The organism is Algoriphagus aquimarinus, assembly GCF_007997215.1.
GTDB lineage: Bacteria > Bacteroidota > Bacteroidia > Cytophagales > Cyclobacteriaceae > Algoriphagus > Algoriphagus aquimarinus_A.
In genome coordinates, this window is the sequence record NZ_VORW01000005.1 from 33,161 (window position 1) to 45,713 (window position 12,553).

A 12,553-nucleotide genomic window follows, 5' to 3' on the forward strand; every position below is an offset into this window, starting at 1 on the left:
TAGTTATTTAACTCGATCTGAAAACTGCCACTGAATACTCCCTACCTCTCTACTTCCAGTTCTACTCTTCTGTTTTTTGATCTTCCTGTTTCGGTCGAGTTGGAAGCTAAAGGCCTAGTACCTCCCCAGCCTGAGATTCTAAGGCTTTCAAAAGCTACTCCTTGTTCAATCAAGAAATCCCTCACACTACCTGCTCTGTCCAGAGAAAGACCTTTATTCAATCCAGGATCACCAGCATTATCCGTATGCCCATGAATTCTAAGTTTCATCTCAGGGTTTAACAAAAGGAATTCTGCCAATTCAGTTAATGAAGCTTTGGTATCCTCTCCTTCCAATTCTGCAGTACCGCGTTTGAAATTCACATTATCCAGTAACACTACATTACCGGATTCTGCTTTTGTCATTAGCACTACTGTAGGTTCGTTGGTCCTTATTTCCCTTATCAATATTGTCTTAGGGAAATAACCATTAGCACTCACCTTTATTTCTTTTACTTGAGCATTTCCCAACTCAGAGAGTTTGAGTGAATCACTAGCGTTCTTGGAAAAACTATTTCCACCTACTTTCCAGCTTAAGGTGAAAGGAACGAGAGTTTTATTCTTCGCATCCACCACAAACCATGAAATCGGACTTTCTACCTTCTCAGCAGTTTGCTCCACGATTCTCACTTCCGGTATTCCAACACTAGATGCTGGATATATAGGCTCTATGGAAACTGTCTTTACTTGTTGAGGCCTTGCAATTTGAGCTGTAGACTCAGGAGCTGCAATTGAAAATTCTGCGGGGATATCAAGTGGGGTCACTGTCTCAAAAGTCAATAAGTCTGCAAAGCCATCACTATTCTGCGTACTCGTCCACACTACTTCTTCGGCATTGATAAAAGTCACTGAAACTTCAGAACCAGGAGAGCTCACTTGCTCCCAGATTACTGGTTTGCTCCAATTATTCCATCCTTCTCCCATGCGCTTGGCTATAAAAATATCCTTTCCCTCTGCGCCTTCATGCATATTGGAGGAGAAATACAATTGACTTGACTTAACATCATAAAACGGACTCATCTCCTGACCTATGGTATTTATCGTAGAACCAAGGTTGACTGGGCTTGACCATTCTGTTGGGCCAATTTTGTCACTCACATAGATATCTTCATTTCCCTTGGAGTCTTTTCCTTTTCCAGACAGAAAAATCACTTTACCGCCAGAACCTACACGACCGGTAACTTGTCCCGAAAGCTCTTCCAAACCAGACATAGATATTTGACGAAGGAAATTCCAATCTTTACCAAATTTGGAATATTGATAAATCCCAAATCTTTCACCTCCTGTATGATAAACAAGTAGCGTAAGAATATCCTCCAACCCGAGAGAAAAATCATATCCGTCCGTACTTAAATCTGCTCTATGAACGGCTTCCAACCATTCTCCAGATTCTGATTTTTTGGTCATCCAGATATCACCTGGATCTGCAACTCCTCCTATATTATCAGGGTGAAAAGCTCGGGTAAAGAGTAAAGTATTATCTCCAATCCAAACAGGATTTATATCGTCTTGTGGACTATTGGCTCCAGATAGCGAAACTACTTTTTGAGCTTGAAGATTAAATGAAAAGCAAAAAGCAAGTAGCATTACGCCACTTGCTTTTATAAATACGTTCTTAAATTTTCTCATAGTTTATTGATCCAACACAATGGCAAATACCAAAGGTGCTACGATCGTTGCATCAGACTCGATGATAAATTTCGGAGTATCGATTCCCAGTTTGCCCCAAGTGATTTTTTCATTTGGAACAGCTCCAGAATACGAACCGTAAGAAGTGGTCGAATCAGAGATTTGACAGAAATACCCCCAAAGCGGTACATTAGTCCTTTGCAAATCCTGATGCAACATCGGCACCACACATATAGGGAAGTCTCCTGCAATTCCCCCGCCAATCTGGAAAAATCCAACAGTACTTTCCTCTGTAGCATTATTTGTATACCAATCTGCTAGGTAAATCATGTACTCAATGCCTGTTCTAACTGTATGCACATTCTTCACATCTCCTGTGATCACGTGACCTGCAAACATGTTTCCCAATGTGGAATCTTCCCATCCTGGTACTATGATTGGAATGTTCTTTTTGGCGGCTTCAAGCAACCAGCTATCCTTTGGATCGATTTGATATGACTCTTCTAATTTTCCTGAAAGCAATATTTTATAGAAAAACTCATGTGGGAAAAATGATTCACCCGCTTCATCAGCTTTCACCCATTCTTCCAAAATCACATTTTCAATTCTTCGCATCGCTTCCATTTCTGGAATACAGGTGTCAGTAACGCGATTCATGTGTCGCTCTACCAAATCCTGTTCTTGTGCTGGCGTAAGTTCTCGGTAATTTGGAATACGCTCATAGTAATCATGGGCTACCAAATTGAATACATCTTCCTCCAAATTAGCCCCAGTACAAGTGATTATTTGGATCTTGTCCTGACGGATCATCTCTGCTAGAGAAATACCTAGCTCGGCAGTAGACATAGCGCCGGCAAGAGTTACCATCATTTTTCCGCCATTATCCAAATGGCTTTTGTAACCTTCAGCGGCATCGATCAACGCCGCAGCGTTGAAGTGACGGTAATTATGCTTTAAAAATTCAGTGATTTTCATTCTATAAATTTTCGTTAGAGCTTCAAAAATACCCAATTTTTCCCCACAAAAAAACCCAGCCTAAGCCGGGTTTCAATATTTGGAATAAGTAGTACAGCTTATTTTGCTGTGTCTGCAGGAGCAGATGTATACTCTTTGTTTAATCCTTCGATTACAGATGTAGTAAGATCAATAGCGTCATTTGCGTACCAAACTGCCCCACCTCTAGTGTAGCTCAAAATCACATCAAGATCGTTGCTTTCTGCATACGACTTAAGATATTTCTGTACTCTGTCGTACACTTCACTATAAAGTGCAGCCTCATCAGCAGATAATTCTTGCATCAAATTATCACGGTAAGTCATCAGATTTTGCTCTTTTTTAGACAATTCCTCTTGCTTAGCTCTCTGCTGGTTCACAGTCATGTTACCACCAGTTTGCTGGAAAGTTTGAACTTCTTGCTGAAAGCCATTAGCTCTTCCCTGAAGATCTCCTTCAAATTTCTTTCCTTTTTCAGTTAGCTCTTCTGACTTCGACAAGAAGTAATCATACTTATTGATTACGCTATCTGTGAAAACAAAAGCAACGTTCAAATCACCTTGTTTTACTTCTTTGGAAGCGCTTTCGCCAGTCGTAGTAGAAGTTCCAGCTTTATCGCAGCCGTATAAAAGCACTGTAGCAAGGCTCAATGCACCGATTAGTTTTATTCCTCTTTTCACTTTGTTGATGTTATTGATTACAAGGGCGCAAATATAAAGAAAGTATTGATTTTACAAGAATTGACTTAACATCTCTAGGCAAATTTGGAATTCACCGCTTAAAAATATAGATCTTGAGCCAATCTATATACTTGAGTATGGGCCTCTACAATTTTAGCTACGTTCGGTGAATACCCTCCTCCCATACAGCACATAATAGGAACCTGCAATGATTTGGCAAGGCTAAGAACCAAACTATCCCGTCTCCTCACTCCTTCAATGCTCATGGACAATCTCCCCAATTTATCGCTTTCCAATACATCTACACCAGATTGATAAATAATAAAATCAGGAGAAAAATCTTTCAAAATTATTTCGAATTGAGACTGGAGAACACCTAAATACATTTCATCACCTGTACCATCAGGAATAGCAAAATCTAAATCAGAGACTTCTTTTCTCATAGGATAATTCTTCTCTCCATGCATACTAAACGTATATACAGCTGAATTGTCAGCAAATATACTTGCAGTACCATTCCCTTGATGAACATCCAAGTCAATCACCAAAACCTTTTTAGATAGCTGATTTTCAATTAAATAATTAGCTGTAACAGCAATATCATTTAACAGACAAAAACCCTCTCCCCGATCAGCATATGCATGATGAGTTCCCCCTGCGATGTTCATTGCGATCCCATACTTTAGAGCATAAATCGAAGCTTGTACAGACCCTTGCAAAATTGTGACTTCCCTCTCCACTAATTCTTGGGACAAAGGAAATCCAGTAGCACGGACTTCAGATTTGGATAAAGATAAGTTCTTAAGCTTATTCCAATATTCCAGTGTATGGGTAGTCAAAATCCATTTTTCCTCTAGTTGATTTGGTTCAAAGAAATTAGTCTCGATGACAATTCCTTCATGTAACAGTTGACCAGGAAGCAATTCATATTTCTCCATTGGAAATCTATGACCTTCGGGCAACGAATGCTTATATATAGGTGAATAGGCAATTTTTAGCATAAAAAAACGCCTGCGGTTAGCAAGCGTCGTTTTCGTGTTTGAATTGAGTTTAGGTCAATCTTCGATGTCTTCTTCTTCTTCTTCTTCTTCTTCTTCTTCTTCTTCTTCTTCAGATTGAAAAGCATACATGGTATCATCTAGCTCTAATGTGTCGTCGTTAAATTCTTTGATGAAATTGGAAATCACCGCCTCATCTATAAGATCAATATTTAAGGCAGCATCCACACCAATTCCGAAATCATGGTGTGTATCTACATCAACGAATTCCTGCACTTTCACACTTTCTTCCTCTTCTATCTCCATAATGATTTCGGTGATAAACCAACCGATTTCTTCTTCTTCACAAGTCAATGGCTTCAAATTGCCATTTTCATCTTCTTCATAGGATATGCCTTTGAAATTCGGGAACTTCTGTGCGGCTTTGTGCTCCGCCAATTCATAAACCTCACTAGCATGATGCAACCTAAGGGTGTACAAAGCAGCATCATAAATGACTTCTTTGCCTTGGTACATACCTATAAAATAGAAATTCACAAACTCATCAGAGTTTTCTTCATCGGGAAGGATTTTGAAGGTTTTATTGAGCTTCCCTAGCTCATCCTTTAGCTCTTCTATGCGCTGAGGATCAAAACCCGGATTTGAGATTGACATAGGTCAAATATTTAAAGAATATTTACTTTTAAGTGATTAGCAATCCAATAGTACTAAAACGAATAGTAATATAACATCAAAATCTAATCGAATTTAATAAAAACCACAAAGTCTAATAAAGAAATTGTTAAATAATTGAGGTTTTCTAAGAGATATAATAATCTGAACTTCAATTGAAAGGGCTAATTGGTATAGTAAATGCATTTAAGGATTCATAAATTCAAGGATATTTCGTGAATTCAGTCCTTAATGAATTTTTATAATAAAAATGTTGAGAATCCTCTAGTTAAACCTCAATCTGATTAATCCAAACCGGCCACGCAATCAAATGTTTGATAAAATTTAATCTTCAAATTCTTATTGAGATGGTTTGGAAGGATTCAAACTATTACCAAACAGCGAGTTAATAATACTTACCACTATTGCAAACAATACTGCCCACCAGAATCCATCCACCTGAAATCCCTGAATAATCCGATCTGCAAGCATAAACATCAGCGCATTGATTACTAATAAAAACAATCCAAGTGTTAAAATGGTAATCGGCAAGGTTAGTATAATTAATATAGGCTTCAGGGTAAGATTGATTAGAATGATTACTGCAGCCAGGATAAATCCAGTCATAGCTGTATCAATATGAATACCTGGGATTAGATATTCTGCAATTATTACAGAAATTCCTCCCAAGAGGATTTTTACTAGAAAATTCATAGGTCGGTTGGTTTTTGTCCACAGATTGTAAAGTTAGAATTTACCTTAATTTTTCTAAAACCTGATAAATATCATCTCAAAAAAATGGAATGCAAAGGGCTTTAAATTCGTTACTTGAATTGGGTTGCCTTATATTTGCGCCTCTAACATAAATCCTACGCCGAGTGATAATCATTATCTTGTTCTTGCTTCATTGGTATTTCTCCTTGTTTTGCCAAAGCTTCTTCCTTCACAGATATGCCGCCCATCAGATGTTCTATATGAACAAATACTGGGAGAAATTCTTCTATTTCTTCACTTGGATGTGGCAGGGAAGCTCTTACCTCTCTCCAAGAGCATATGCCATTCTTCACAGAATGCATCATGCCTATAGTGATACACCAAAAGACCCACATAGCCCTCATCATACAGAAAACCTGTTTACTATGATGTGGAAGACAAAAAATATTTACAATGAATACTTCTCTTTTCGTTTAAAACCCGAGGAAAGATTTTCCAAAGATATTCCTGATTGGAATAAGTTTGACAAATTTGCAGATACCATGCTAGTGCGAGTTAGCTGGGGATTATTGTATGTAGCCATTTATGTCCTTTGTATCTCTGTTTTTGATATGCCAGGAACACATTGGTGGATGTATTTCTTGCTTCCAATCCACTTCCTAATGGGACCAGTTCATGGAGCTATTGTGAACTGGAGCGGACATAAGTACGGCTACGCAAACTTTGACAATAACGATCACTCTAAAAACAGCCTATTATTAGATGTTTTGATGCTAGGTGAATTGTTTCAAAACAATCACCACAAACTTCCAAATAGAGTCAATTTTGCGGTTAAATGGTACGAATTTGATCCTACCTACCCGATTGTCAAACTTCTACATATGACTAGGATAATTAAATTAAGACCCGCATAGCAAAAAATAGCCTCAATTGAGGCTATTTTTTGTTGAAGTCGGTTATTTTTTATGTGAACATCAAATCTATTTGGATAAAAAAAATTAAAACTAAAGGTGGTTTTTTTTGCAATTGTGAAACTAAACGAATAATTTTCTTGCACTTAAAACTTAACGCCTTATTTATGAAACCATTAACAAGAGCCGAAGAGGAGATCATGCAGATCCTCTGGGAAATCGAAAGAGGATTTGTCAAAGACATCCTTACTCCAATGACTGAACCAAAACCAGCGTATAACACTGTGTCTACGATAGTTAGGATATTGGAGCGCAAAGGATTTGTGAGTCACAAGTCTTATGGAAAGAGTCACGAGTATTTTCCAATCGTATCGAAAGATGAATATCGTTCCTTCATTATTAAAAAAATGTTAGATGGTTATTTCGAAAATTCATTCGGGAAACTTACTGATTTCTTTAAAGGTGACGAAACACTGAACACAAAATCGTATCAGTAAACATTTTTGAAAAGTAAACATGCATAAAAAAACCTGGTATTACCCCCAGGTTTTTTTATTGCCCAATTTTTCCAGTCAGACTAGTTATGAAGTAAAATCACCAACTCATCATTTTTCCGCTAAATTAATTACAAGCTTATGATTAGAGGAAAACAAAAAAGCCGGAGTTCCCCCGGCCCTTTAACTCATTAGGTTTATAATTAGGTACTCGTATTCGTCATATCTCCAGGATAATTGGCATTCAACATATTCATAGTCTCGTGCGCTACTTTGATGTTGTACTCGTATGCTAGGCTCTTATAATTGACCAAATCGACTATGGTACCTATAAAACAAAGTCCAATGGTTAAAATATATAGAATACCCAAGCCTATCTGACCGAGGATGAATCGATGTAGACCTGCAAAGCCAAAAAAGCCCAGCAAAGTCAAAATCAAAATCATCTGTGCATCTTTTCTTCTAGCACGGTAAACCTGCGCAAAAAGAGACGCCTGATCCTCATCCATATTTTTCATCAAACCCTGGATGTAGCCCAGTTCCATTCCTTCCAATTCAGGAAGATGTCTTAATACATTAGCCATAATTGTGTGTTGTTTTTGTGTTTTTAATTAGTTGCCAGATTCGAGAGATAATAACCACATATGCCAGTAAAGCCAGTGGATGCATGTCCCAGGAAGCTTGAAATTCTCCTCTTGCGAGTAAACTCATAGACCTTCCAAGTCCACAGCCCGGACACCAATCAATCCCAAGTTGACTCAGCGGACAGAGACTTAAGTGACTGCCCCCCCGAGGATCCAAGAGAAGGATCGCTGCTATACTGCCGATCCAAAAGATCAGCTCTAGCGGCAAATTTGATATCCATTGGGTTATTACCTTCATGTTCTGTTTAATTACGAAAAAGGTGCCATTCCCCAAACATAGCCTAAAACGGCGAATTTCGAAGGGTAAGCTATTTTGATGCTAAGGAAACGAACAGAAATATGTTCGGAAATGAACATATAATTTATCATTAAAGTACTAATTCAAGATAAATCTCAAAAATCCCTTCAATTGAATTTCGACACTTGTTTTTCATCTTCATTTTGTATTTTGGCACTTCAATTTTGAGTTAATAATGAAATACTTCTTTACCACTTGTTATATTTTATATCTAGCCAGTACATTTTCCCTTCAGGCACAGACTGGTACAGACCTTTGGGTGATAAACACAAGTGGAAAAGGAGGTAATTTGAAATTGTCAATAGAAACGGCCCATTCTCTAACTGATCGTCCTGAATACGATAACCAGCCGAGTTTTATCAATGATTATCAATTGGTATTCTCCGCAGCAGATGAAAATGGCAATCACGATATTATAGTATACAATTTCGATTCTGATAAATTTACCAACCTTTCTAAGACTTCAGATCGCAGCGAATTTTCTCCCAGTATCACAGACTGTGGAATGTACATAGCCGCAGTTGTAATGGAGGAGGATAAAAAGCAGCGAATTTGGCTCTACCCTACTAATTTTGAACCAGCAGAATTGCTTTACGATGACATAGAGCCTGTGGGATATTACGATTGGTATGACAATAAAGCAGCGATGTTTGTACTAGGTGAGCCAAATAAACTGGTTTATGCTAGAGGCAGAAATGATCTGATTGAAATTGATTCGGTTATCGACCGATCAGTCAAGAAACGTCCAAAGACATCTGAAATCACATACATCTCTCATCCTTCAGAAGGACAGCCGGGCATTATTAAAAGCTATGATATTGAAAATGGAGAAAGAGAAGTATATCTTGAAGGAATTACGGGATCTCAAGATTTCATTTGGCTGGATAAAAATCACCTTATGATGGCTGCCGGAAATGAAATCTTTCTAAGAAAATACAATAGCCCAGAATGGAAATCACTGGGTGTGATCCATTCCGACACGCATGAAAACATTACCCGAATGGCCTTCAGCGAAGATCTTAATGTGCTAGTGATCACTATGAATAGAAAATAACAATAACACTATGAACCCTATTAAATCAACATTTTGCATAGCTGCGCTTCTGATTGGAACTCAGGCTTTTTCTCAGGAAATAGAAGACAAAAAAGGAATCGTTGCTAAAAATGCACAACTAGTAAAAGTTCAAGATGGCTTTGAATTCACTGAAGGTCCAGCAGTAAATCGCTTTGGAGATGTTTATTTCACAGACCAACCAAATAATCGTATTCATAAGTGGAATGCTATATCCAATGAAGTAAGTGTATTCAAAGAAGATGCAGGAAGATCAAACGGAATGTATTTTATGCTAGACGGAACTTTGGTTGCCTGTGCTGACAACAAAAATGAGCTTTGGGCTTTTGATACCGATGGAAATCCTGAAGTATGGATCACTGCTTTTAAAGGCAAAAAACTGAATGGTCCAAATGATCTATGGATACGTCCGCGTGGGGGCATTTACTTTACCGACCCGCTTTATCCAAGACCCTATTGGGAAGGTCGAGGAGATGAATCTGAGCAGGAAGGACAGGATGTTTACTTCTTATCAGCTGACAGAACCGAACTCTTCAAAGTTGCTGATGATCTGGTAAAACCAAATGGAATTGTTGGTACCCCTGATAGTAAGTACCTTTTTGTCTCTGACATAGGTGCCAAGAAAACCTATAAATACGAAGTTCGTGAAGATGGCTACCTGATTAATAAAACACTTTTTTGCGAAATGGGATCTGATGGTATGGCGATCGATGACAGAGGGAATGTTTACCTCACTGGAGACGGAGTAACTGTATTTAATAGAAACGGTGAGCAAATTGCGCATATTCCTGTTCCAGCTAAGTGGACTGCAAATGTGGTTTTTGGTGCATTAGATAGGAAAACACTCTTTATCACTGCCATGGATGCGGTCTATACACTTCAAATGAAAACCAGAGGAGTTTGGTAGACAATCTTTACTCTTAACAAAAAAATGGCTGTATTTCTACAGCCATTTTTTTGTTTCTTATATTAAGAGGAATATCAGCAATTCTCCCCCTCTACATCGCAAGCTTCGCCATTTCCTTCTGCGATTTCGAGACTTGGATTTACTTTGCTGTATTCATTCCATGCCTTTTCCAAAGTCTGATCAAAAACTTCGTCGGGTTGTGCACCTGAGATCCCAAATTTTTTATCCAGCACGAAAAAAGGAACACCTTTCACTCCTATAGTTCTAGATTCGTAAATATCCTGCTCTACAGTATTTTTGAATTGCTCTGAAGCTAACATTTGTCTGATTGGCTCTTCCTCTATACCAACTTCTTTTCCTAAAGAAACCAATGTAGCCGCATCGTCTATATTTAACCCATCAGTGAAGTAGGCTTTCAGCAAGCTCTCCTTCATCTCTCCTCCTTTGCCTGATTCTTTGGCTAAGTGGATCAAACGATGTGAATTCATCGTATTGGCCACGACTGTATTTCCCATTTGAAAATCCAAGCCTTCGGCTGCAGCCATATTCACCACGTTGTCTGTAATCTCTAAAGTTTGCTCCATTGACCAGCCTTTTGCCTTAGAAAGATATTCGAGAGAATTTAGCGATGGATCCGTTACCTGATCTGGATTGAGCTGGAAGCTTTTCCATTCTATTTCGATTTTATCTTTAAAAGGCGAGTTATTGATTGCCTTCTCTATTTTTCTTTTACCGATGTAGCAGAAAGGACAAACTACATCTGACCATATTTCTATTTTCATAGCTAGATTCTTTAATTAACTTATGATGAAATAGAAATTAAGCCAAAAGAGTTCAGCCAATTTTGAAAACTAAAGAATGCCCTTCCTGCGCGATGGAGATAGATTCCAAAGCCAAAATTTGCCCAATATGCAAATTCGAATTCCCACAGCGTTCTCCTTGGATTACCTGGGTAGCAATTATTTTATTGATTATATGGATCTTCAGCTACATACTTTGACCACACCACATTAATTCTGTAAAAGCATGAATAAACGTAAATTCTTGAAGTCTTTGGCCTTCCTAGGAATAGGTTCTGGTTCTATTTTCTCTTCCAAAAAAGTAACTGCTAAAACTATCGCTGAAATTGATCCAAATGCTGCTGATTTTTGGGATCAAATCCGTGCTGCATACAAGCTCAAACCTGATTATATCAATCTGGAAAATGGCTACTACTGTTTCCTACCTGAGGAAACACTGGACAACTATATCAAGCACCTAAGAGACGTGAATTACCAGGCTTCAAGCTACATGCGTACCGTGCAGTGGGATAATAAAGCCAAAAGTGCAGCGATGGTTGCTGAACTAGTTGGAGCTTCTCCAGAGGAAGTTGTCCTGACTAGGAATACAACTGAATCTATTGACCTGATTATTTCCGGCTATCCATGGAAATCTGGAGATGAAGCCATTGTGTCGAATCAGGATTATGAAAGTTTGCTCAATATGTTTGAGTTGGCAGAAAGGCGATATGATATCAAAGTCAAAAGAATAGACATTCCCATGCATCCACAAGACGATGCTGAAATTGTAGACGTATATGAGAAAGCTATCACGCCCAAAACCAAGCTGATGATGGTACCTCATATTGTCAATATCACAGGCCATATTTTACCCGTTAGGAAAATTGCAGATATGGCACATAGTCATGGAGTGGAGATAATGCTTGATGGTGCACATGCCGTTGGTCATTTTGATTTTAACATCTCAGAACTGAATTGTGATTATTATGGATCTAGTCTTCACAAATGGCTGAGCGTACCTCTTGGTTGTGGAATGCTGTATGTCAAAAAAGGAAAAAGTGCTCAAATACGTCCGCTTTTGGCTCCTTATGAATTGGATCAAAAGACACTTTTGAATCTTAATCATACCGGCACACATGCTGTTTCCACAGATTTGTCTGTCATCGATGCTGTCAACTTCCTAAATAAAATGGGAAGCAAGCGAAAAGACGAGCGATTGAGATACATACAGCGCTATTGGTCTGATCAGGTTCGTGATCTTCCCGGCGTCAACGTCAATACACCTAAGGATCCCAATAGATCCTGCGCTATTGCAAATGTGGGCCTGGATGCAATGAGTCCAGCCGATATGGCAAAGACCTTAATGGAAAAGTATCAGATATTCACTGTAGCAATCAATGGAGCCGGAGGTGTGAATGGCTGCCGAATCACGCCTAATGTATATACCTCAGAGTCAGAAATGGACAAATTTGTCATAGCATTGAAAGAAATGTCAGGGAATGCATAACTGCAATCATCCATTCTCAATTACCTATTTGACAATTCGACGCCAAATTATATTCTGAAGATGCTTATTTAGGCAAAATAGACCTTGCTATTTTCTCAAATCTGTAAAAATTAAGGTCAAACCTTAAATTATTCTTAAAAACCCTTGCATTTTCCTTGCTAAGGAATGAATTTTGCGTCCCTATTACGCATGACACAAGTAAATAAAATAGCGCCACAATTTATTCATACTACTTCAG

At 38.4% G+C, this 12,553-nt stretch carries 14 protein-coding genes; 5 read left to right on the forward strand and 9 right to left on the reverse strand.

Annotated elements, in window-relative coordinates; genetic code table 11:
* Nucleotides 1-41: 41 nt before the first annotated feature.
* The 6 genes from ESV85_RS10310 to ESV85_RS10335 form a co-directional block, all read right to left on the reverse strand.
* Nucleotides 42-1,667: an OmpA family protein gene (locus ESV85_RS10310; protein WP_146917270.1), complete on the reverse strand. Its 1,626-nt coding sequence runs from the start codon at nucleotides 1,665-1,667 to the stop codon at nucleotides 42-44.
* A gap of 3 nt (nucleotides 1,668-1,670) precedes the next feature.
* Nucleotides 1,671-2,642, reverse strand: coding sequence for a deoxyhypusine synthase family protein (locus ESV85_RS10315; protein ID WP_092895765.1), 972 nt, complete (start codon nucleotides 2,640-2,642; stop codon nucleotides 1,671-1,673).
* A 98-nt stretch (nucleotides 2,643-2,740) separates the two neighbouring features.
* On the reverse strand, nucleotides 2,741-3,340 hold the full coding sequence (locus tag ESV85_RS10320) for an OmpH family outer membrane protein (protein ID WP_146917273.1): 600 nt from the start codon (nucleotides 3,338-3,340) through the stop codon (nucleotides 2,741-2,743).
* A 98-nt stretch (nucleotides 3,341-3,438) separates the two neighbouring features.
* A complete protein-coding gene (locus ESV85_RS10325) occupies nucleotides 3,439-4,341 on the reverse strand; it encodes a histone deacetylase (protein ID WP_146917275.1) in 903 nt (300 codons plus the stop codon).
* 54 nt (nucleotides 4,342-4,395) lie between these two features.
* Nucleotides 4,396-4,992 carry a hypothetical protein gene (locus tag ESV85_RS10330; protein WP_146917278.1) on the reverse strand — a complete coding sequence of 199 codons (597 nt, stop codon included), beginning with the start codon at nucleotides 4,990-4,992 and terminating at the stop codon, nucleotides 4,396-4,398.
* A gap of 357 nt (nucleotides 4,993-5,349) precedes the next feature.
* On the reverse strand, nucleotides 5,350-5,703 hold the full coding sequence (locus ESV85_RS10335; protein WP_146917281.1) for a phage holin family protein: 354 nt from the start codon (nucleotides 5,701-5,703) through the stop codon (nucleotides 5,350-5,352).
* A gap of 164 nt (nucleotides 5,704-5,867) precedes the next feature.
* Here ESV85_RS10335 and ESV85_RS10340 point away from each other — a divergent pair, with 164 nt between their 5' ends.
* Nucleotides 5,868-6,617 (forward strand): acyl-CoA desaturase, encoded by a 750-nt coding sequence (locus ESV85_RS10340; RefSeq protein ID WP_146917283.1) that lies wholly within the window; start codon nucleotides 5,868-5,870, stop codon nucleotides 6,615-6,617.
* A gap of 164 nt (nucleotides 6,618-6,781) precedes the next feature.
* Complete coding sequence (locus ESV85_RS10345; protein ID WP_146917286.1) at nucleotides 6,782-7,111, forward strand: BlaI/MecI/CopY family transcriptional regulator; 330 nt, start codon at nucleotides 6,782-6,784, stop codon at nucleotides 7,109-7,111.
* 200 nt (nucleotides 7,112-7,311) lie between these two features.
* Here the strand turns inward: ESV85_RS10345 and ESV85_RS10350 are convergent, their stop codons facing one another.
* Both ESV85_RS10350 and ESV85_RS10355 read right to left on the reverse strand, forming a co-directional pair.
* The gene (locus ESV85_RS10350) at nucleotides 7,312-7,692 is read right to left on the reverse strand and encodes a TM2 domain-containing protein (protein WP_146917289.1); all 381 of its coding nucleotides are present in this window, start codon (nucleotides 7,690-7,692) and stop codon (nucleotides 7,312-7,314) included.
* Complete coding sequence (locus ESV85_RS10355; RefSeq protein WP_146917292.1) at nucleotides 7,685-7,990, reverse strand: DUF2752 domain-containing protein; 306 nt, start codon at nucleotides 7,988-7,990, stop codon at nucleotides 7,685-7,687. The genes ESV85_RS10350 and ESV85_RS10355 overlap by 8 nt, the downstream gene beginning before the upstream one ends.
* A 235-nt stretch (nucleotides 7,991-8,225) precedes the next feature.
* On the opposite strand from ESV85_RS10355, the gene ESV85_RS10360 reads away from it, so the two are divergent.
* Nucleotides 8,226-9,104, forward strand: coding sequence for a hypothetical protein (locus ESV85_RS10360; protein WP_146917295.1), 879 nt, complete (start codon nucleotides 8,226-8,228; stop codon nucleotides 9,102-9,104).
* Between the two features lie 10 nt (nucleotides 9,105-9,114).
* The gene (locus tag ESV85_RS10365; RefSeq protein ID WP_146917298.1) at nucleotides 9,115-10,029 is read left to right on the forward strand and encodes an SMP-30/gluconolactonase/LRE family protein; all 915 of its coding nucleotides are present in this window, start codon (nucleotides 9,115-9,117) and stop codon (nucleotides 10,027-10,029) included.
* A 74-nt stretch (nucleotides 10,030-10,103) separates the two neighbouring features.
* Here ESV85_RS10365 and ESV85_RS10370 read toward each other — a convergent pair whose 3' ends face one another.
* Nucleotides 10,104-10,811: a DsbA family protein gene (locus ESV85_RS10370; protein ID WP_146917301.1), complete on the reverse strand. Its 708-nt coding sequence runs from the start codon at nucleotides 10,809-10,811 to the stop codon at nucleotides 10,104-10,106.
* Nucleotides 10,812-11,055: 244 nt separating this feature from the next.
* On the opposite strand from ESV85_RS10370, the gene ESV85_RS10375 reads away from it, so the two are divergent.
* Nucleotides 11,056-12,315, forward strand: a complete 1,260-nt coding sequence (locus ESV85_RS10375) for an aminotransferase class V-fold PLP-dependent enzyme (protein ID WP_146917303.1) — start codon at nucleotides 11,056-11,058, stop codon at nucleotides 12,313-12,315.
* The last annotated feature ends 238 nt before the right edge of the window (nucleotides 12,316-12,553 follow it).